The sequence below is a fragment of the Lactococcus sp. FSL W8-0209 genome (assembly GCF_038006585.1).
Taxonomy (GTDB): domain Bacteria; phylum Bacillota; class Bacilli; order Lactobacillales; family Streptococcaceae; genus Lactococcus; species Lactococcus lactis.
Genome location: NZ_JBBOVN010000001.1, coordinates 1,391,938 through 1,414,976 on the forward strand (window position 1 = coordinate 1,391,938; position 23,039 = coordinate 1,414,976).

A 23,039-nucleotide genomic window follows, 5' to 3' on the forward strand; every position below is an offset into this window, starting at 1 on the left:
TAATTAAAACTTTTAATCGTAAATATTTTTGTATTTTGCTATATTATGTTTTGAAAGAAATGTGCTACATAAGTATTAATAAAACAGTATTAATGAAGTACTGTTTTGTTATTATATTTGAAAGTCATCAATTAATTTTATTAGAATAAATATAAAAAAGATTGAAAAGATGAAAATTACTGAATTGATACGTCATGATATTTTCGACTTATTTGAAAATAGATGTATTGAACAGATCTATTTTGGAAGTGATAAAAAATACTTTTATCCATATTATGGACGACTTAAAGAAATAGATTTCTTGAAAAGGATCTATCCTTTAGAAAATATGGTAACAACAGATGAAAGATTTAATAACGTAGAGGAAGAGATGTGGCAACATATCATTAACAATGATGCTTGGAATTTTGGGTGTGTTTTTAATGACTCTCGGTTTGACTTAATGGATGGCCCGGATTCTACCTTATTGGAATTCTTATGTGAAGTTTTCCATCCTATATCAATAACTCAGGGTTAACTGAAGAAAATGAACAAGCAGATAGAAATGGAACAATTAATTTAGGAGATGTTATTCAGTTTGATTGAATCATATATCACACGTTAAAAAGAAAAAAATAGGAGAAAAAATGATTAAAATAATTACTGGTAGTTCTTGTTCAAGAAATGCATCCGCATGGCTGATAACATATAATATTTCCTTTGAGGAGAAAAAATCAATGAGATAAATTTTGAAAATTTGATACTGAAAGAAAAGATGTGTGTATTGCGGATAGGCTTTCTTTTGCTACTGTAAGGGCGCGTGACAAAGAAGAGGCTGAGATAGTTTTTTTCAGAGTTGGTTTATTTAAATGGTATAGATAAGACAAATGCATTAAGAATTAATGAATCAATAATACTTATAAAAATAACATTAAATTTTGCTTAGATAAAATAAATAAAGTATCCAATAAATTTTGATATAATTAGATAAATAATATTATTTTATGGAGATTATGGAGAAATATTTTATGTCACTTGCGACAATCTATAGTTTGATGGGAACACTAATAACGATTAACACATTGCTTGCCCTTGTGACAATTTTTCGGAAACCTAGGTCTATTGCCAGTATTTTTGCGTGGTCTATGTTCTTGTTCTTTTTACCAGGGGTTGGTTTCCTTGGCTATCTTTTTTTAGGAAGAGGGCTTGATCGAACGACAACAAATCGTTTTGAAGAAGAAAATAAATATAATCTGTCTATTCTTGCCCAAAGAGTGCGTGAAAATAATGAAAAATTTGAGCCAAAAGAAATGGCACCCCATGAAAAATTACTGAAAAGATATTTTAATAATATGGAACGTACACCACTTTGTCGTGGGAATAAAGTGAATTTTTATCTGAATGGAGAAGATAAATTCTCAGCCTTGTTTGACGACATAAAGAATGCTAAAGATAATATTCATGTAGAGTACTATGCATTCTTTAATGACAAAATTGGGACTGCTTTTCGCGACCATCTAATTGAAAAAGCTAAAGAAGGGGTGGAAGTTAGAGTAGTTTACGATCCATGGGGAGGAAAAACGAGAAAGGATTTCTTTAAACCTTTGGAAGAGGCAGGAGGTAAGGTTACAGCCTTTATCACATCGCGTAATACACTAACAAAAACCCGACTTAACTATCATTTACATCGTAAAATTGTAGTGATAGATGGTCAAATTGGTTGGACTGGAGGTTTTAATGTTGGTGATCAATATATTTATAACAGTAAAAAGTTTGGCTTCTGGCGTGATACACACGGTAGAATTGTTGGTACAGCAGCTTTTGGTCTTCAAGAAACATTTATTCGAGATTGGAATGTTTCAGTCAGAGATCCTAAAGATAAGCTCGAACGAAAAGATTCATATTTTGTGGTACCAGAAGAAGAAGGCAACATTGATATTCAAATCGTCGCTAACGGACCAGAGAGTGATAATAAAACCTTAAGAACAGGTTTTATTAAAATGATTATGGATGCGGAAGACTATATTTGGCTTCAATCGCCTTACTTGATACCTGATGACTCTATGATAACGGCGCTTGTAGCAGCAGCGAATTCTGGTGTTGATGTAAGAATCATGATTCCCAATATGCCAGATCATCCGTTTATTTTTAGAGCAACACAATATTACGCAAATTATCTGCATAAACACGGTGTGAAAATATACAATTATACAAATGGCTTCATACACTCTAAAACCCTTGTAATGGATGGAAAATTAGGTGTATTTGGTACAACTAATCAAGATATTCGCAGTTATGAATTAAATTTCGAGATAAGTGCCTTTTGTTATGATGAAACTGTAGCAAAAGAGATGAGCAGGACCTTTGAGCGAGACTTAATAAAATCAAAGCTACTTACAGATGAAGAAATTGCCCAACAATCTATCTGGCTTAAAATCAAGCAAAACTTTTCGAGATTACTTAGTCCGATATTATAAATGGTCCTGTATATAAAGGGCTTAATAAGGATGAATTGATTTCTTTAAAACACATGAATATTGAAAAATAAAAACCACTTGAAAATTTTAGTGGTTTTTATTTTGGAGTAATTCTTCCTATATTCAACTGAAAGTCAATTGTTCAAGAGTAGAGTAATAGATGCTACAAATCATTCATACTCACTAAGGCTATGATTGTCTATTAAAAGTCAAAAGGTTTGCTGAACTTATGAGAGCATTTTTTATTAATATCAGACCAGAGGGTTAATCTCCAAAAGATAAATTTAGTTGAAAAACGTCTTTTAATGCATGTTTTTTTAGCCACTGCATGAGATGACTTTTTTATTTGTTCAATATTGAACAAATAAAAATCTTTTATAATCAATAAATAATTTAAAAGCTAAAAAGTTATTAGAATTATTAGCCTTCTAATAACTTTTTTGATAAAATAATTTTCAAATACTTTCAAAAATGTAAGAAAAAAAGGAAAAATTTTAGATATAATAATTAAAGAAATTAGTTTAGGAGGAAAAGCAGATATTGAATAAAGTAAACATGACCGAAGGACTGTCAAATGCAGAAGTCGAAGAACAAAAAAGACTTGGGAATTTGAATATCATGACGGTTAAAGTTGGGAATTCAAATAAAGATATTATCATTAAAAACTCAATGACCTTATTTAATTTACTCAATCTAGTACTTGCGGTTGTGTTATTTATCATTGGTTCTTATAAAAATATGCTGTTTATTTTCTCAATTATTTCTAATACCTCAATTGGTATCTATCAAGAAATTAAAGCCAAAAGAATTATTGAAAAACTTTCTATTCTAAAACAAGATAAAGTAGAAGTGATAAGAGCAGGTGAACAAGTAAGTATTGAAAAAGAAGAACTTGTTTTAAATGATATTATTTGTCTGAAAAAAGGTGTTCAGGTTCCGGTGGATGCGATATGTTTGGAAGAAGGACTAGATGTTGATGAATCCATGATTACGGGAGAATCTGATTTTATTGAAAAACATATGGGTGATTTCATCTATTCAGGTAGTCTTGTCATGCAAGGTGCTTCAAAAGCACAAGTTCAGGCAGTCGGGAATCATACTTTTATCAGTAAACTCACAAAAGAAGCTTCAGTTTTAAAAAAATCAAAATCAAAAATACAACAACAAATTGATAAAATTTTAAAAATTATCGCAATAGGAATTATTCCTATTTCAATTCTTGTTTTGCTGAATCAGTTCGTCTTTTCGTCATTAAACTTGTCAGTGATTCCTCAAAGAAAGATGGCGATTGTTGGAACAGCAACAACGATTACAAGTTTAATTCCTGAAGGATTAGTCTTGCTTACATCAGTTGCTTTGGCCTTAGGTGTCATTAAACTTTCACAAATGGATGTTTTGACTCAAGAGTTATCAGCAATTGAAACATTGGCTAGGGTTGATGTTTTATGTTTAGATAAAACGGGAACAATTACCGAAGGACAAATGAATGTTGAAAATGTTCTATACTATAATGATAAAGCTGAAACAAATGATATCATTTCATATATTATCTCCTTAGATAAAGAACAAAATTCCTCAATGGAGGCTTTGACAAAATATTTTACTAGTGGTCAACAAAATACCTTTGAATTAGTTTCATATCAACCTTTTAGCTCAGAAACTAAATATCAATCTGTAGAAATCAAAAATAAAGGAAATTATATTTTAGGAGCTTTTGATTTAGTAGCAAAAGATGTCACTCCTAAACAACAAGCTGATATTGAGGAAGCTTTGGAAAAAGGTTATAGAATTCTCGCTCTCTCTCATAATGTTTCGGGAGAAAAAAGCCAACTTCTTTGTCTTATTTTCTTAAAAGATAGACCTAAAAAAGAAGCTAAAAAAATATTAGAATACTTTGAAAAACAAGGGACTCAGATTAAAATTATTTCGGGTGACCATCCAAAAACGGTCTCACTTATTGCAAAAGAGGTCGGTTTAGAAGCGGATTATATTGGTCTATCAGAACTTCCTGAAAGTGAAAAAGAACTACAGGAAGTGGTAGAAGAAAAGACAATATTCGGTCGCATAACTCCAGAAAGAAAACGTGATATCATTGCTGCCTTACAAGCAAATGGTCATACTGTGGGAATGATTGGTGATGGAATTAATGATATTCTTGCCCTTAAAAAATCAGATTGTCCAATTGCCTTAGGAAGCGGTAATGAAGCTACAAAGTCAGTTGCTCAATTTATTCTATTGAAAAATGATTTCTCTGTTCTTCCAAATATTCTCAAAGAGGGAAGAAAGGTAATTAATAATATTACACGTGTCGCTAGTATGAATCTTCTAAGAGTGATATACATCTTTACCTTAACAGTTCTATTGTTAATTACACGTCATCTCTTCCCATTAGAATCAATAAATTTAATGATGATGGGTATCTTTACCGTCGGAATTCCTAGTGCTCTACTTGTGCTAGAAAAAGATGAAAAAAGAAATGAAGATGATATTCTCCAAAAAATTAGAGACAACGCTCTACCTACGGGAATCATTATTGGGATTGCTATATTTGTAATGTTCAGCTTGGCCTATAAATTCCCAATCTATACGACATTTACTGATGGACACTTTGTGACTCATTATAAGGAGTTTATCAGTGATGTAACTTTGGTTATTGGTAGTGTTCAACTCTTTTCACTCTATCTCTTATGCCGTCCGTTAAGCCGCTTTAGAGCTATTGTTATTGTCGGAATGACAGCACTCTTTTATGGAACTTACTTTATTTCACCAGTAACTAAATTTTTAGGAATTGCACCTTTCAAAAGTTTCAGATTTGTTATACCAACAATTATCTGTATCTTAATGATTCTTATGGTTAGAGCTTTATTCTCTAAAAATATAAAGAGAAAAACAAAGAAAATTGTTATACTTCTTGTAGGTTTAGCCTTAATCAGTGGATTCTCATTTACCAAATTAAGACAGTATAATGCAAAAGCAGCGATTGAAAGACCTCAATATAAGAAGATATTAGTCGATAATTGGGAAAGATCTCAGGTTAATAAAGAAAATGTAAACGAGAGATAAGCATAAAAAAAAGACACCATCCTTTTTGGAGGTGTCTTTTTTTTATTCCGATGAATGGGCTACTATTTTTCACCAATTGCTTTTATAAATCGTGTGGCAATCTCAAAAGGTCTGGTTATTGCTCCCCCGATAACCATAGCATCAACACCAATATCATAAACGCGTTTGGCTTGTTCTGGACTATGAATTCTTCCCTCTGCAATGACTGGAATCTTCTCCTCAACTAGTTTTTCAAGTAAGGCAAAATCAGGTTCATCTTGTTTTGGACTTTCATCTGTGTAACCACTAAGCGTTGTACCAACAAAATCTACCCCAGCTTCATATGCATTTTTACATTCTTCAAAGGTTGAACAATCTGCCATCAAAAGTTGGTTTGGATATTTTTCTTTGATTGATTTGATAAATTCATTAATAGTTAGGCCATCATAACGTTCTCTAGAGGTACAATCCAAGGCGATGACTTCACAAGAAGTGGCTACTAACTCATCTATTTCTTTCATGGTAGCAGTAATAAAAGGTTTTTGTGGTGGATAATCTCTTTTAATAATACCAATTATTGGTAAATCAACTATTTTTTGAATTTCTTTAATATCTCTTACAGAATTTGCCCTAATTCCAACGGCTCCCGCTTGTGCAGCTGCTTTAGCCATCAAAGGCATGATACCACCTTTTTCAGAATATAAAGCTTCACCAGGTAAAGCCTGACAGGATACAATAATTCCATTTTTTACTTTGTCTAAAAATACTTCTTTTTTCATTCTACGATTTTCCTCCAATAAAAATTAAAATGGAGATATTCTCCAACAACGAATATAGCATGCGCTTACATTTTTGTCAAATGACATAAATTTTTAAGTGCTTTTTTAAAAATATAGTAAGAAAATGATAAATATTTAAGTTTTTCGGAATCTTATGCTATGATATTTATTGAATAAAAATGAAAAAGGAGTATTGTCTCAATGGCAAAATCAAAAAAGGAAATTGAAAAAATAGTTTTAGAACAGACTAATTTTGTTCCACACAATGAAAAAGGACAAGAAATTTATATTACATTGAAAGCCAAAAAAAATGGTAAAAAAAATTTAAAGCACAATGAAAAATTTGCTAAAAGTGCGGAATTTGATAGATTAGTAAAACTTTTTGGAGAGAATAAAGTAAAACTCATTCATGCAAGTGCTCAGCGTAGAATAGAGATTTTGCGTTAATGTAAATTCATAATAAAGACTACACTTTCTTTATTAGATAAATTAGAACTACTTACCTTGTGAGTGGCTTTTTTATTGTTGAAAAAATTTGATTACACTTTTTAACTACATTTTACGTGAAAGAAGCTTGGAATTATGGAGTATATTTTTTCAAAAAAATTAAAAACTCTTCATTTATAGAACCCGATTGATAATATATGTTATAATATGGACATGACAAATTTCAAGAAAAACGATATATTTGAAGCAGAAGTCCTTGACTTAACACATGAAGGACAAGGGGTTGTTAAAATCGACTCTTTCCCTTTCTTTGTGGATAATGCTTTACCTGGGGAACGTATCAAAATGCATGTGCTTAAGGTTGGGAAATCTTTTGGATTTGGGCGTGTGGATGAATTTATAAGTCAGAGTAAACATCGTGTTACTCAGCTTAACCTTGATTATTTGCGCACAGGAATCGCAGATTTTGGTCATCTATCTTATGATGAACAAGTGAAATTTAAACATAAGCAAGTAGTAGATATTTTGAGAAAAACAGCTGGTAAGTCTGATTATCCAGTTTTACCAGTAGTTGAAGCAATTAAAACAATTAATTATCGAAATAAAGCACAAATTCCTGTCCAAATGATTGACGGGCTTTTAACTACAGGATTTTATCGAAAGAATTCTCATACTTTGATTCCTGTGGAAGATTTTTATATTCAACATCCTGAGATTGATGCTGTGGTTCTTTTTTTGCGCGATGAGTTTCGAAAGATTAATCTACAAGCTTATGATGAGAAAACAAGAAAAGGTTGGTTGCGAAATATCGTTGTCCGTCGAGCATTTCACACGGGTGAAATGATGATTACTTTAGTCGTTACAAGTAAAAAACTTCCAGAAAAGGTTGAACTTGTGATTGATCATTTGGTTGAACGTTTTACAAATATAAAATCTGTTCAATTAAATATTAATTCTGGAACAGGTTCATTTATTTTAGGAAAAGAATTTATTTTATTATACGGCAAAGATTTCATCACAGATTTGATGCTAGATAAAACTTATCAAATTTCGGCCCCTGCCTTTTATCAAGTTAACACACCTCAAGCTGAAAAGCTTTATGAAACTGCCTATGACTTTGCGGGTCTAAAACCAGGTGATGTTGTTATTGATGCTTACTCTGGTATTGGAACAATTGGAATTAGTATGGCTGATAGAGTTGCAAAAGTCTATGGCATGGAAGTTGTTCCAGCAGCCGTTGAAAATGCTAAACGTAATGCTCAATTAAATGAACTTGAAAATACACATTATGAGGTTGGAACTGCTGAAAAAATCATGCCTAAATGGCTTTCAGAAGGAATAAAACCCGATGTCATTTTTGTTGATCCACCAAGAAAAGGGTTGGATGAAGGCTTTATTAAAGCAGCAGCAATGATGAATCCTCGACGTATTGTTTATATTTCTTGTAATCCAGCAACTTTTGCTCGTGATGTTGTTCGCTTTGAAGCTGAGGGTTATTTGTTGGATAAAGTTCAACCAGTTGACTTATTCCCACAAACGCATCATATTGAATTAGTTGCTAGTTTTAATAAAAAATAAAAGAGGATAATAAATCCTATTCATAGAAAGAAAATCATGATTCGCATAACACAAATCAAAATTTCAATTGATGAACCTGTCAGTAAGGTTAAAAGTCTTGTTTTGAAAAAACTAAGACTACAAGAATCTGACTTACTGGATTATCGAATTTACAAAGAATCAATTGATGCAAGACATAGAGGCGAAATTGATTTTATCTATACTGTTGATATTAAACTTAAAGATGAAGCAAGAATTCTGTCTAAAAAAATAAAAAATGTTTCTTTGGCACCTGAATTGGATTATGTCAATCCAGTTATAGGAAGTAAAAAAATGCTTCATCGGCCTGTAGTCATTGGATTTGGTCCCGCAGGAATGTTTGCAGCTTTATTATTGGCTCAAAATGGTTATCGGCCAATTGTTCTTGAAAGAGGCCAAGCTGTAGATGAGCGTGTAAAATCAATTGATAAGTTTTGGCTTGAAGGAAAACTTAATCCAAAATCGAATGTTCAATTTGGTGAAGGTGGAGCGGGAACTTTTTCTGACGGAAAATTAACGAGTCGTGTTCGTGATTTGCGTGGTCGTAAGGTTTTGGAAGAATTTGTACAAGCTGGTGCCCCAGAAGATATTCTTTATAAGGCACATCCTCATGTCGGAACTGATTTACTTCGTGACATTGTTAAAAATATCCGAAAACAAATTATTGAGTTGGGCGGGGAAGTACATTTTGATGCTCAAGTTGAAGAATTTTTAATTGAAGATGAACAATTACAGGCTGTAAAACTTGCTGACGGAAATATTATTAAAACAAATCAGGCTATTTTAGCCATTGGTCATTCGGCACGTGATACTTTCTCAGAACTTTATGATAAAGGGGTAACGATTACAGCTAAACCCTTTGCTGTTGGAGTCAGAATTGAACATCCCCAATCTTTAATCAATAAAGCACAATATAAAGAATTTGCTGACCATCCACGTCTTGGAGCAGCAGAATACCGCTTAACTTATAAGGCATCATCAGGGCGTGGCGTTTATACTTTCTGTATGTGTCCAGGAGGACTGGTTGTCCCAGCTGCATCAGAAGAAGGTGGCCTTGTGACTAATGGGATGTCTGAACATGCTAGAGACCAAAAAAATGCAAATTCTGGACTTTTAGTCCAAGTTTTTCCAGAAGATTTCCCAACTGACCATCCACTTGCTGGAGTAGAGTTCCAAAAGGAATTAGAACATAAAGCCTTTGAATTAGGCGGTTCTAATTATCAAGCACCAGCTCAACTTGTTGGAGACTTTCTTGATGGAAAAGCCTCTAAAGCAATGGGAACAGTTGAACCTAGTTATGCTTTGGGAGTGAAACCAACTAATCTTGAATCACTATTCCCAGACTATGTTACACAATCTATGCGTGAAGCAATTGTTGGATTAGATAAAAAAATGCATGGCTTTGCCCTTTCTGATGCTGTAATGACAGGGGTTGAATCTCGTTCATCTTCACCGGTCAGAATTAATCGTGATGAAGAAAATTATCAATCTGTTTCGACAAAAGGAATCTATCCTTCAGGTGAAGGGGCTGGTTTTGCTGGCGGAATTGTCTCAGCCGGTATTGACGGTTTGAAATGTGCTGAGAGCATGATTGCAGAATTCGCTAAACCATTGATGGAGGACTAAAATGGTTCAAAAGACTCATGATTACGAAAGAGAATCTGAAGACTTTTATGACCATATTGCGCGTCGTTTTGATCATAGTTTTGATGGATTTTTAGCCAGTTTTTTCAAGAGATTTATTATAAAACGTTTAAAAGTTGAAAAAAATTCAAGAATCTTAGATGTTGGTTGTGCTAATGGAAATCTTTTGGCAATGTTAAATCGAAAAGAGAAATTTTTTGGAAGTGGCTTAGATATTTCGTCAGAAATGATAAAAATTGCTCAAGTTAAGCATCCTAATTTTACTTTTAAGCAAGGCTCTGCTCAAAAAATTCCCTTTGAGGATGCTAATTTTGATTTGATTATTTGTTCAGCGAGCTTTCATCATTTTCCTTCACCTGAAGCTTTTTTAGCAGAAGCTAAACGACTACTGGCACCGGAGGGGAAATTGGTCATCGCTGAGATTCATATTCCATTTATTACAAAAGTCTATAATTGGCGACTTAATAAATTTTCAACAGAAGGAGATGTAAAAGTCTATCAGCCAAAAGAACTGACAAGAATTTTTAATCACAATGGTTGGAAAATTACTGACAAAAAGATTTTTTTACAGATTCAATATTATGAACTAGAAAAAAATTACTGACAGAACACTAAATGACTTTGAATAATATCTGTCAGTAATTCTAAAAAAAGAATTAGGAAAAAAATATGGAACAAGAACAACACCGAGGTTTCAAAGCCTCTTGGTTTTTCAAGTGGTTTATTAATAATAAAGTAGTTGCAGCTTTAGCAATCGTCCTTCTCTTATTACTGAATATTCTCTTACTCAATAAAGTTGGATTTATTTTTAAACCTGTAGGAGAATTTATAACGGTTATCTCGCTGCCCGTTATTTTGGCAGCTGTATTTTATTATCTTCTTAACCCAATTGTTGATTTTTTGGAAAAGAAAAGAGTACCGCGGGTTCTGACAATTATTGTTCTTTTCTTAATAATTGCAGCTTTGATTGCTTGGGGCTTAATTGTTGCTATTCCTAATATCATCAGTGGAGTAGATAATTTTGCTTCGTCAGTCCCTCACTATGTAAATACTGCTCAAAAAGAGATTAATGCTTTAGCAAAAAATCCACATTTTGAACAATTTCGACCACAGGTTGACCAGTTTGCTAAGTCAATTGGTAATCAATTGATTGATTGGTCAAAAGCTTTCTCTGTTAATGCTGTTACGACCCTTTCACATCTCATCAGTAAAACCACAAGTATCTTAATTTCATTAATTGTATTCCCATTTGTTCTTTTTTACTTATTGAGAGATGGTCAAAGATTAAATGGATTTGTCACTCATTTATTGCCAAATGATTGGCGTAAAGAAACTTCAAAAGTTTTGCACGAAATTAATAGTCAGCTTTCAAATTATGTCCGTGGCCAAGTTTTGGTCGCAATTGCGGTTGCTATCATGTTTATGATTGGTTTACCTATTATTGGTTTGCGTTATGCAGTTGCTTTAGCAATCACCGCAGGATTTTTGAATTTAGTTCCATTTTTAGGCTCATTTTTAGCTGCTATTCCAATGGTAATTGTTGGTTTAGCAATTGGTGGACCTTTGATGCTTGTAAAAGTAATCATTGTCCTTATTATTGAGCAAACACTTGAAGGAAGATTTATTTCTCCTTTAGTTCTTGGAAAACAAATGTCAATTCATCCAATTACAATTTTATTTGTTTTACTGACAGCGGGTCAAATTCTGGGTGTCTGGGGAGTATTACTTGCTATTCCATTCTATGCAACTTTGAAAGTTATTATTGTCCATGTTTACGAATGGTACCGTGAAATTTCAGTTCTTTATCGTGAAGAAACGGCTACAGAAGAAGCAAATAAGTAATTAATAGAATAAAAAAATAAGGAGAAAAATGTCTTATTCAGAAGATACAATTGATTTCTTACATCAGGGAGATCTGATTGGAATGCAAAATTCACTTGCCAAAGCATTAAAAAATGATAATAGTGAAATGTTGGCTGACCTAGCCGAATATTTGCAAATGATGGGTTTCATTGATGAAAGTCAAAAAATTTATGACCAAATTATGTCAGAAGATCCGGAAACAACTGATTACCTGATTAACTTAGCAGAAATTGCAGAAGATAATGGTAATTTGGATGAAGCATTAAATTACCTTTATCAAATCCCGGTGAATGATGAAAATTATATTGCTGCTTTAGTCAAAATTGCTGACTTATATCAATTTGAAGGTGATTTTGAAACAGCAATTTCTAAATTAGAAGAAGCAAGAGAATTATCGGATTCTCCTCTGATTACTTTTGCTTTGGCTGAGTCCTACTTTGAACAAGGTGATTATTCAGCTGCCATTACCGAATATGCAAAACTTTCAGAACGCAAAATTTTACATGAAACAAAAATTTCTATTTATCAAAGAATTGGTGACTCTTATGCCCAATTAGGTAATTTTGAGAATGCCATATCATTTCTTGAAAAATCACTTGAATTTGATGAAAAACCAGAAACCTTGTATAAAATTGCTCTACTTTATGGAGAAACTCATAATGAAACAAGAGCCATTGCTAATTTCAAACGGTTAGAAAAAATGGATGTCGAATTTTTGAACTATGAATTAGCCTATGCCCAAACCCTAGAAGCTAATCAAGAATTTGAAGCTGCACTAGAAATGGCAAAGAAAGGGATGAAAAAAAATCCTAATGCCGTTCCTCTCTTACACTTCGCTTCAAAAATTAGTTTCAAACTTAAGGACAAAGCTGCAGCGGAACGTTATCTCATGGATGCTTTAAATTTACCAGAATTACATGACGAAACAGTCTTTTTGCTTGCTAATTTATACTTCAACGAAGAAGATTTTGAAGCCGTCATTAATCTCGAAGAGCTTTTAGAAGATGAACATTTATTAGCTAAATGGCTTTTTGCAGGAGCACATAAAGCTTTGGAAAATGATTCTGAAGCGGCTGCTTTGTATGAAGAACTCATTCAAACCAATCTGTCAGAGAATCCAGAGTTTTTAGAAGACTATATTGATTTTCTTAAAGAAATTGGTCAAATTTCTAAAACAGAACCAATTATTGAACAATATTTGGAACTTGTTCCGGATGATGAAAATATGAGAAATTTACTGACAGACTTAAAAAATAATTACTGACAAAGCTGTCAGTAATTATTTTTATTGTAAGCTAGAAAATTCACAAACTTGCGTCAAAATAATTGTAAAAGGTTCTATTATCTGATAAAATGATTGTGAAGTAATCCAAGAGATTATGAAATATGAATTAGAACAAATTGAGGTAAAATAAAAAATGTCTGAGAAACAATTTGGGGCGAACTTGGTTGTCGATAGTTTGATTAACCATAAAGTGAAGTATGTATTTGGGATTCCAGGAGCAAAAATTGACCGGATTTTTGATTTATTAGAAAATGAAGAAGGCCCTCAAATGGTCGTGACTCGTCATGAGCAAGGAGCTGCTTTCATGGCTCAAGCTGTTGGTCGTTTAACTGGCGAACCTGGTGTAGTAGTTGTTACAAGTGGGCCTGGTGTATCAAACCTTGCGACTCCGCTTTTGACTGCGACATCAGAAGGTGATGCTATTTTGGCTATCGGTGGACAAGTTAAACGAAGTGACCGTCTTAAACGTGCACATCAATCAATGGATAATGCTGGAATGATGCAATCAGCAACAAAATATTCAGCAGAAGTTCTTGACCCTGATACACTTTCTGAATCAATTGCCAATGCTTATCGTATTGCAAAATCAGGACATCCAGGTGCAACTTTCTTGTCAATCCCCCAAGATGTAACGGATGCCGAAGTATCAATCAAGGCCATTCAACCACTTTCAGACCCTAAAATGGGGAATGCCTCTATTGATGACATTAACTATTTAGCACAAGCAATTAAAAATGCTGTATTGCCAGTAATTTTGGTTGGAGCTGGTGCTTCAGATGCTAAAGTCGCTTCATCATTGCGTAATCTATTAACTCATGTTAATATTCCTGTCGTTGAAACATTCCAAGGTGCAGGGGTTATTTCACATGATTTAGAACATACTTTTTATGGACGTATCGGTCTTTTCCGAAATCAACCAGGAGATATGCTTCTGAAGCGTTCTGACCTTGTTATTGCTGTTGGTTACGACCCAATTGAATATGAAGCTCGTAACTGGAATGCAGAAATTGATAGTCGAATTATTGTTATTGATAATGCCATTGCTGAAATTGATACTTACTACCAACCAGAACGTGAATTAATTGGTGATATCGCAGCAACATTGGATAATCTTTTACCAGCTGTTCGTGGATACAAAATTCCAAAAGGAACAAAAGATTATCTCGATGGCCTTCATGAAGTTGCTGAGCAACACGAATTTGATACTGAAAATACTGAAGAAGGTAGAATGCACCCTCTTGATTTGGTCAGCACTTTCCAAGAAATCGTCAAAGATGATGAAACAGTAACCGTTGACGTAGGTTCACTCTACATTTGGATGGCACGTCATTTCAAATCATACGAACCACGTCACCTCCTCTTCTCAAATGGAATGCAAACACTCGGAGTTGCTCTCCCTTGGGCAATTACAGCCGCATTGTTGCGCCCAGGTAAAAAAGTTTATTCACACTCTGGTGATGGCGGCTTCCTTTTCACAGGGCAAGAGTTGGAAACAGCTGTACGTTTGAATCTTCCAATCGTTCAAATTATCTGGAATGACGGCCATTATGATATGGTTAAATTCCAAGAAGAAATGAAATATGGTCGTTCAGCAGCCGTTGATTTTGGCTATGTTGATTACGTAAAATATGCTGAAGCGATGGGAGCAAAAGGTTACCGTGCACACAGCAAAGAAGAACTTGCTGAAATTCTTAAATCAATCCCAGATACTACTGGACCAGTAGTAATTGACGTTCCTTTGGACTATTCTGATAACATTAAATTAGCAGAAAAATTATTGCCTGAAGAATTTTATTGATTACAATCAAGCAGTTTGTGAAATAACAAAAATAAAAGAAGAAGCCCTTGAACACCTAAGCGTTCAGGGGCTTTTTTCGTGAAATAAATCAAATGAAATTGACAATGAGTTGTGTGAAACTAGCTCCTAGTTTGTGAAAAATTGCCTATAATTGCCGAATAAAATACCCTTTTACCACTCCAAGAGGATGCTTCAAATTAGCCAAATACCCATTTTAGAGGATGTGGAAAACAACAAAAGAGGATGAGTATAAACAGATAAATTTTTTATCGGCTGAAAGAATTGAAGGTAATATAATATGTAGGTATTGTAAAATAAATATGTACTTAACATCACTCATATACATAAAATATAATTATATTTATATTTATATTTATATTTATGTCAAAACCCATGATATATTATGTATGTTTGCGATAACTTTATATTTTGAATTTACTATAGAAAAATAGTAACATAAGCCAAAATGTTTCGTGCACTATCAAAAAAATTAAACAGATTTATTTATCAATCTAAGCTTAGTGATTTAGTTAAGTGGAAATCTAAAAAATAATTTTATAAGATAGTAAAATTAGGAAGGCCAGAAAGTTTATGTCATTAATGGACTACGTTTTTTATGCTATAATATGGACAAGAAAATTTAGAGGCAACCAATGAAAAAGGGAAAACTAAAAATATATTTTGGCTATGCTGCTGGTGTTGGAAAAACATTTGCTATGCTCGAAGGGGCGCATGAGGTTCAGAAATCTGGAATTGATGTTGTTTCAGGCTACATTGAACCTCATAATCGACCAGAGACCTCAAAATTAATTGAAGGGCTCGAAACCTTACCTTTAAAAAAAATAAATTATAAAGGAATTCAATTAAAAGAGTTCAATTTAGAAGAAGCTTTGATTCGTAGACCTCAGGTTATCCTAGTTGATGAATTAGCCCACACAAATTGCCATGGTTCAAGAAATAAGAAGAGATTTCAAGATATTGAAGAACTTTTGAAAGCAGGAATAGATGTTTTTACAACAATAAATATTCAGCATCTTGAAGGTCTAAATGATGTAATTGAAAAAATAACTGGGATTATTGTAAATGAAAAAATTCCTGATTACATATTTGAAGAGGCTGATCAAATTGAGCTAATTGATATCGAACCCGTTGATTTATTAGAACGACTAGATAAAGGAAAAATTTATCAGTTAAACAAAGTAAATCGAGCAAAAGAAAATTTTTTTACATTAGAAAAACTTATCGCCCTTCGGGAAATTGCTTTACGAAAAACTGCTGACCAAGTCAATAAGAGCGCTATTCGTAAAGCTCAAAATAAAAAAAGTATTTATGCAAAAGAACATGTTTTAGTATGTGTTTCAGCTTCACCCTCAGCCTCTCATGTTATTCATGCAGCTGCGAGACTTGCAGTTGCATTTAAAGCAGAATTTACGGCATTATATATCGGTGATTTAGAAAATTCTTCCAAAGAAGAAAAAGATAGACTGAGACAGAATTTACGTTTGGCTGAACAGTTAGGCGCAAAACTATCTGTCCTTTATGGAGATAATATTTCTAAGCAAATTGTTGAATATGCTAAAATTAGTCAAATGTCAAAGCTGGTAATTGGTAAAAGTGTACAAAGTGCATTTTGGAGTAGGGAAAATATTGTAGATCTTATAAGTCAGGAAGCGCCAGAACTTGATATCTATGTCATTCCAAATGCAAGGGGACAACAAAAAAATACTTCTGGAACTTTGTATAATTTTAAAAAAATCCGGTTTTCATTAAGTGATTTATTGAAAACAATACTGATGCTAGTTATTGTCACTTCATGTGGTTTAGCCTTCAAATACTGGAACTTTAATGTTGCTAATATAATTATGCTTTATATTTTAGGAGTTCAGATTAATGCTATTTTTACAAAAGGAAGAATTTTTAGTCTCATTTCCTCAGTCTTATCTGTACTTTGCTTTAATTATTTTTTCACAGAACCTTATTACACTTTTGTAGCCTTTAGCTCTAATTATCCAATTACTTTCTTAATTATGTTGGCTGCTGGATTAATTACGTCAACATTAATCAAAAGAATTCAAGAACAAGTTCGAGTTTCTGCGGAAAAATCATATCGAACAGAAGTACTTTTACAAACAAATAAAGATTTAGCACAGGTTGATTCGGTAGCAGAAATTCTAGAAGGAACTGTTCAACAGTTAAAAAAATTACTTGATCGAGATATTGTGATTTATCCAATCAAAGATAAAGTTTTAGGAGATGAATCATATTTTTCAACTGAGTCTTCTAAGTATAATTTAGAAAAATACCAGAATTTTAATGAGAGAGGTGTAGCTGAGTGGGTAATGCACAATAATAAACGTGCAGGAGCAACGACCAATACATTATCAGCTGCTAATTACTTATATTTGTCAATTCGTGGGAAAAATCAATCTTTTGCGGTAATCGGTATCCTAATGAAGGACAAAAATGAGTTGGAAACATTTGAAAAATCTATAATTCTGGCTATATTAGGTGAAGCAGGATTAGCTTTGGAAAAAGAAATTCTTCGAGAAGTCCAACAAAAAAACGAAATTCAAATTGAGCAAGAACAGTTACGTGTAAATTTGTTACGTGCTATTTCACATGATTTAAGAACTCCACTTACTAGTATTTCTGGACATGCAAAATTACTGATGAAAAATGATAGCACAATAAACAAACTTCAAATTCAAGAATTATCAGCTTATATCTATGATGATTCAATGTGGTTGATTAATTTAGTTGAAAATCTTTTATCTATCACAAGATTGGATGAAAAAATAGAATTAAAGTTGGAAGCAAATATTATTGATGAAGTAGTTGAAGAAGCACTTAAACATGTAGACAGGCATTTGGAACAGCATGAATTTAGTTTAAATTTAGCAGATGAACTCTTAATGGCAAAAATGGATGTGGCTCTTATGATACAAGTGATTGTTAACTTGATTAATAATGCGGTGAAATATACACCAATTAATTCTAAAATAGAACTACAAACCAAAAAAATTAATGATGAGTTAGTTCTTGAAGTTTCTGATAATGGGCCTGGCATTACTGATAAAGCCAAAGAAAAAATATTTGATTTATTTTATACTGACGAAAATCGGCAAGTTGATTCTAAGCGTGGTTTAGGTTTAGGACTTTCTTTGTGTAAAAGTATTATTTTAGCACATGGAGGACAAATTTATGTTAAAGATAATCAGCCAAATGGAGCCATTTTTGGTTTCAAATTACCTTTAGAGGAGGTTTTAATTTCTGATGAACAATGATGATATAAAAATATTGATTTGTGAAGATGATTTGTCAATTAATAAACTCTTATCTTTGACAATGGAGGTTGAAGATTATAATTATGTAGCTGTTCAAAATGGTAAGGAAGCGTTAAGAGAGATTATCTCTCAGCGCCCAGATTTACTAATTTTAGATTTAGGCTTACCGGATATGGACGGAAAAGAGATTATTTCTAAAGTTCGTGGATTCTCTCAACTTCCAATTATCGTAGTCAGCGCCAGAGGAGAAGATGCTGATAAAATAGCAGCTTTAGATGCTGGTGCGGATGATTATTTGACAAAACCATTTAGTACTGATGAACTTTTGGCTCGACTTAGGGTAAGTTTGAGAAGAGCTAAGTTTTCTGGAAATAATCAAAATTTACTGACAGAAGTAACAACTTTTACTAATGGCTGGTTGAAAATAAATTATTTATCAAAGTGTGTTTTCGTAAATGAAAAAGAGATACATCTCACACCGATTGAGTACAAACTTCTTTGTTTATTAGCAGAAAATTTGGACCGTGTGATGACCTACAACTATCTTGTCAAAGAAATTTGGGGGTATTATGAGGAAGATTTTTCAGCACTTAGAGTATTTGCAAATACGCTACGTAAGAAGATTGAACTTGATTCCAATTATCCAAAGATGATACAGACACATATTGGTGTCGGCTATCGAATGATAAAAATTGACTAAAAAGTACTGACAGATTCGTCAGTACTTTTTTTATGAAAATCTTTAGATTATCTTTATACGAATAATCAAATCTTTACACTCTTTTTATTTTTCAAGTGTTAAAATAATTTCAACATCAAGGAGGAGGAAAATATTTTGATGGATTTATTGATGCTTGGAGGACTAGTAGTAAGTTTTCTACTAATTCTGGCTCTAATAGCTTGGTGTGACAAGCAAATTAAAGAAAATTAGAAAGAAGTTTTTAAAATGTTTATTATTTTAGGGATTATTATCATGTTATTGGCGATTTATCTCTTTTATGCTCTGATTTATCCAGAGAAATTTTAGGGGGAACAGATGTTACAAATTATTTTCGTATTGGCAGTGGCCATATTATTAATGATACCTACAGGTAAATACCTTTATCACATAGCGACAGATCAAAAGACCTTTGCAGATCCGGTCATGGATAAATTTGATGGCTTTATATATAAATTGATTGCTATGAAAAAACAGCCAATGACTTGGAAAAAATACGCGCTATCTCTAGTATTAACAAATGCTGTAATGGTGTTTATTGGTTATTTAATTTTGAGAATTCAAGAAATTCCCTTTCTAAATCCTAACCACATTGGGGCAATGGAGCAAAGTCTAAGTTTTAATACTGTAATTTCATTTATCACTAATACTAACTTACAAAACTATTCTGGGGAGTCTGCCCTTTCCTATATGAGTCAAATGATTGTCATTACCTTTATGATGTTTACATCAGCAGCTTCTGGTTTTGCAGCCTCAATGGCTTTCATTCGAGGACTGTCTGGAAAATACAAAGATATGGGAAATTTCTATTATGATTTTGTACGAGTAATTACTCGTGTATTACTTCCATTTTCTATTATTGGCGCTTTATTATTGATATCACAAGGCATTCCTCAGACATTAGTACATAATTTAACAATTACAACCCTTGAAGGGAAAATGCAAGATATTGCTCTAGGCCCAGTGGCAGCACTTGAAATCATCAAACATTTGGGAACAAATGGTGGTGGCTTTTTTGCAGCAAATTCAGCAATGCCTTTTGAAAATCCAAATATTATTACAAATATAATTGAAATGCTATCAATGATGTTATTACCTGGTTCGATATTATTTGCGTTTGGATATATGGTTTCAGATAGTCATCAAGAAAATAAATTATTAAATTCTAAATTAAAAAGTAAAAGAAGACTTTTCTTAGGAAAAGAGGCTCGACCATTATTTATCGTGATGAGTGTTTTATTTTTAATCGGGCTTACAATAATTATTTGGGCTGAGTCCAAAGGGAATCCTATTTTACAGCACCTAGGCTTAAGTCAAGCTATGGGTAACATGGAAGGGAAAGAAACTAGATTTGGCACAAATATGTCAGCTTTCTTTACCGAAATTACTACTGCTTTCACAACAGGTTCTGTAAATAACATGCATGATAGTCTGACACCATTAAGTGGTGGTATTGCCATGATTAATATGATGCTTAATCTTGTTTTTGGAGGAAAAGGCGTTGGATTAATGAATATGATTCTCTACGTTCTTTTGACAGTATTCATCTGTGGTTTAATGATAGGTCGAACTCCTGTTTACTTAGGGAAAAAAATTGAAGGAAAAGAAATGAAATTGACTGCTCTAGCAATTATCATTCACCCTTTAATTATTTTAAGTTTTACGGCACTAGCCGTTTCTGTTTCCGCGGGTATTGCTGGAGTATCCAATCCTGGCTTTCACGGTTTATCGCAAATTGTTTATCAGTATACATCTTCGGCGGCGAACAACGGTTCGGGTTTTGAGGGGTTAAAAGATAATACCGCTTTTTGGAATATTACGACTGGAGTTGCTATATTTTTAGGCCGATATCTCACTTTAATTATTCAACTTGCGATTGCTTCATCATTAATGATGAAAAGGTCGGTAAATAATTCTGTAGGTTCACTTAAAACAGATAGTGGAACTTTCACCGTCGTTCTACTTGTAATAGTGATTGTAATATCAGCATTAACATTTTTACCAGTTTTGGTTCTTGGACCAATCGCTGAATCTTTAACATTATGAGGCTTATGATGATTTCTAAAAATAAAAAACTATTGAATCAAGAGATTATAAAAAGTTCTATCAAAGGAGCTTTTATCAAACTTAATCCAGCATATATGATGAAAAATCCAGTCATGTTTGTCGTTGAGGTTGGATTTACTATTACATTAATTCTATCTATTTTTCCTAACTTATTTGGGACAGTTCAATCGTCAAGTCAAATTTATAATATAATTGTGACTTTAATCTTATTCTTAACAATTCTTTTTGCTAATTTTGCAGAATCTGTCGCTGAAGGCAGAGGAAAAGCTCAGGCAGAGAGCTTGAAAAAAACGCAAAAAAATATGAAAGCAAGAATTATTAATAAAGATAAAGCTACTAATCAGATTAAGGAAACTATTATTGATGCAATTGAGTTAAAAAAAGATGATATAGTTCTAGTTAAAGCAGGAGAATTGATACCAAGTGATGGAGAAGTGATTGAAGGAATTGCTTCCGTCGATGAATCGGCAATAACAGGAGAATCTGCTCCTGTTGTAAAAGAATCTGGTGGTGACTTTGCCTCAGTAACAGGAGGAACAACTGTTTCAAGCGACTGGCTCAAGATAAAAATCACTTCTAGTTCAGGAGAATCATTTCTTGATAAAATGATTTCTCTTGTTGAAGGAGCCTCACGGAAAAAAACGCCGAATGAAATAGCATTAAATACTCTACTTGTGAGTTTAACTATTATTTTCTTAATAGTTATTGTGACACTCTACCCCATTGCTTCTTTTGTTCATGTGAAGTTAAGTGTAACGACACTCATTGCTTTAACGGTCTGCTTAATTCCAACAACAATTGGTGGCTTACTATCGGCAATTGGGATCGCTGGAATGGATAGAGTGACACGTTTTAATGTGATTGCAATGTCTGGTAAAGCAGTTGAAGCCAGTGGTGATGTGGATACTATGATTTTAGATAAAACGGGAACAATTACATTTGGTAATAGAATGGCCGCAAAATTTCTTCCAGTAAACGGTGTTTCTTTAGAAGAATTGACAGAAAATGCTGTTTTAACTTCATTGAAAGATGAAACACCAGAAGGCAAGTCTATTATTAGATTAGCAGAAGAACAAGAAGATAAGGACTTTATGACTCCAGCTGAAATGACTTTTGTAGAGTTCACAGCTCAAACAAGAATGAGTGGAGTTGATTTTCCGACAGGAAAGACAATTCGCAAAGGAGCAACAGATGCTGTGATTGATTATATTCAACAACAAGGAGGGGGAGTTCCTAATGATTTGAAGAGAATTACCGATGAAATATCTTCGGTAGGCGGCACCCCATTGGTAGTTTCAGAAGATTCAAAGATTCTGGGAGTTATCTATTTAAAAGATACAATAAAGCCAGGATTGGTAGAACGGTTTGCTCGTTTACGTGAAATGGGAATTAAAACAATTATGTGTACTGGTGATAATCCTTTGACGGCCGCAACGATTGCTCAAGAAGCTGGGGTTGATAGTTATATCGCTGAATGTAAACCAGAAGATAAAATCAAAGCAATAAAAGTTGAACAAAACGATGGAAAAGTTGTTGCAATGACAGGGGATGGAACTAATGATGCACCAGCACTAGCACAAGCTGACGTTGGTATTGCAATGAATTCAGGGACAAGTGCGGCCAAAGAAGCAGCAAATATGGTAGATTTAGACAGTGATCCTACTAAAATTCTTGATATTGTAGAGATTGGTAAACAACTTTTAATTACAAGAGGAGCACTAACAACATTTTCTATTGCCAATGATATCGCCAAATATTTTGCGATTATTCCCGCAATGTTTATGCTTGCTATTCCACAAATTCATGTTTTAAATATCATGAATCTTGCAACGCCTTCCAGTGCAATATTATCAGCATTAATTTTTAATGCAATAATCATTCCACTTTTAATCCCTCTAGCAATGAAGGGCGTAAAATATAAACCACAGCATTCGGATAAATTGCTGACACATAATATGTTAGTTTATGGTTTAGGGGGAGTTATTGCCCCATTCATTGGAATAAAAATTATTGACTTAATCATTGCTCCATTATTGCACATGATTGGTCTTTAATGCTAA

At 33.2% G+C, this 23,039-nt stretch carries 16 protein-coding genes; 15 read left to right on the forward strand and 1 reads right to left on the reverse strand.

What is annotated here, in order from left to right; genetic code table 11:
* The first annotated feature begins 169 nt into the window (after window positions 1-169).
* The 3 genes from MKX45_RS06920 (at window position 170) to MKX45_RS06930 (ending at window position 5,519) form a co-directional block, all read left to right on the forward strand.
* Window positions 170-517 (forward strand): AbiJ-related protein, encoded by a 348-nt coding sequence (locus tag MKX45_RS06920; RefSeq protein WP_015426367.1) that lies wholly within the window; start codon window positions 170-172, stop codon window positions 515-517.
* Between the two features lie 490 nt (window positions 518-1,007).
* Window positions 1,008-2,456: a cardiolipin synthase gene (gene cls, locus MKX45_RS06925; protein WP_057720240.1), complete on the forward strand. Its 1,449-nt coding sequence runs from the start codon at window positions 1,008-1,010 to the stop codon at window positions 2,454-2,456.
* 555 nt (window positions 2,457-3,011) lie between these two features.
* Complete coding sequence (locus tag MKX45_RS06930; RefSeq protein WP_081037443.1) at window positions 3,012-5,519, forward strand: HAD-IC family P-type ATPase; 2,508 nt, start codon at window positions 3,012-3,014, stop codon at window positions 5,517-5,519.
* A 62-nt stretch (window positions 5,520-5,581) separates the two neighbouring features.
* Here the strand turns inward: MKX45_RS06930 and MKX45_RS06935 are convergent, their stop codons facing one another.
* On the reverse strand, window positions 5,582-6,277 hold the full coding sequence (locus MKX45_RS06935) for an N-acetylmannosamine-6-phosphate 2-epimerase (RefSeq protein WP_039115419.1): 696 nt from the start codon (window positions 6,275-6,277) through the stop codon (window positions 5,582-5,584).
* Window positions 6,278-6,478: 201 nt separating this feature from the next.
* Here MKX45_RS06935 and MKX45_RS06940 point away from each other — a divergent pair, with 201 nt between their 5' ends.
* The 12 genes from MKX45_RS06940 (at window position 6,479) to kdpB (ending at window position 23,033) form a co-directional block, all read left to right on the forward strand.
* Complete coding sequence (locus MKX45_RS06940) at window positions 6,479-6,724, forward strand: hypothetical protein (protein WP_057720238.1); 246 nt, start codon at window positions 6,479-6,481, stop codon at window positions 6,722-6,724.
* A gap of 207 nt (window positions 6,725-6,931) precedes the next feature.
* Entirely contained in the window at window positions 6,932-8,302 is a 1,371-nt protein-coding gene (gene rlmD, locus MKX45_RS06945) for a 23S rRNA (uracil(1939)-C(5))-methyltransferase RlmD (RefSeq protein WP_032941775.1), read from the forward strand.
* Between the two features lie 36 nt (window positions 8,303-8,338).
* Complete coding sequence (locus MKX45_RS06950) at window positions 8,339-9,946, forward strand: NAD(P)/FAD-dependent oxidoreductase (RefSeq protein ID WP_057720237.1); 1,608 nt, start codon at window positions 8,339-8,341, stop codon at window positions 9,944-9,946.
* A 1-nt stretch (window position 9,947) separates the two neighbouring features.
* A complete protein-coding gene (locus MKX45_RS06955) occupies window positions 9,948-10,568 on the forward strand; it encodes a class I SAM-dependent methyltransferase (protein ID WP_015426374.1) in 621 nt (206 codons plus the stop codon).
* A 65-nt stretch (window positions 10,569-10,633) separates the two neighbouring features.
* Complete coding sequence (locus MKX45_RS06960; protein WP_057720235.1) at window positions 10,634-11,806, forward strand: AI-2E family transporter; 1,173 nt, start codon at window positions 10,634-10,636, stop codon at window positions 11,804-11,806.
* A gap of 28 nt (window positions 11,807-11,834) precedes the next feature.
* Window positions 11,835-13,091 carry a tetratricopeptide repeat protein gene (locus tag MKX45_RS06965; RefSeq protein ID WP_015426376.1) on the forward strand — a complete coding sequence of 419 codons (1,257 nt, stop codon included), beginning with the start codon at window positions 11,835-11,837 and terminating at the stop codon, window positions 13,089-13,091.
* Between the two features lie 154 nt (window positions 13,092-13,245).
* Window positions 13,246-14,910 carry an acetolactate synthase AlsS gene (gene alsS, locus MKX45_RS06970; RefSeq protein WP_015426377.1) on the forward strand — a complete coding sequence of 555 codons (1,665 nt, stop codon included), beginning with the start codon at window positions 13,246-13,248 and terminating at the stop codon, window positions 14,908-14,910.
* 653 nt (window positions 14,911-15,563) lie between these two features.
* On the forward strand, window positions 15,564-18,194 hold the full coding sequence (locus tag MKX45_RS06975) for a sensor histidine kinase (RefSeq protein ID WP_128267752.1): 2,631 nt from the start codon (window positions 15,564-15,566) through the stop codon (window positions 18,192-18,194).
* Entirely contained in the window at window positions 18,184-18,894 is a 711-nt protein-coding gene (locus MKX45_RS06980) for a response regulator transcription factor (protein WP_042230325.1), read from the forward strand. The genes MKX45_RS06975 and MKX45_RS06980 overlap by 11 nt, the downstream gene beginning before the upstream one ends.
* A 246-nt stretch (window positions 18,895-19,140) precedes the next feature.
* Window positions 19,141-19,221 carry a K(+)-transporting ATPase subunit F gene (kdpF, locus tag MKX45_RS12540; RefSeq protein ID WP_080513128.1) on the forward strand — a complete coding sequence of 27 codons (81 nt, stop codon included), beginning with the start codon at window positions 19,141-19,143 and terminating at the stop codon, window positions 19,219-19,221.
* Window positions 19,222-19,230: 9 nt separating this feature from the next.
* A complete protein-coding gene (locus MKX45_RS06985) occupies window positions 19,231-20,958 on the forward strand; it encodes a potassium-transporting ATPase subunit KdpA (RefSeq protein WP_057720231.1) in 1,728 nt (575 codons plus the stop codon).
* A gap of 8 nt (window positions 20,959-20,966) precedes the next feature.
* Complete coding sequence (gene kdpB / locus MKX45_RS06990) at window positions 20,967-23,033, forward strand: potassium-transporting ATPase subunit KdpB (protein WP_057720230.1); 2,067 nt, start codon at window positions 20,967-20,969, stop codon at window positions 23,031-23,033.
* Window positions 23,034-23,039: the final 6 nt, after the last annotated feature.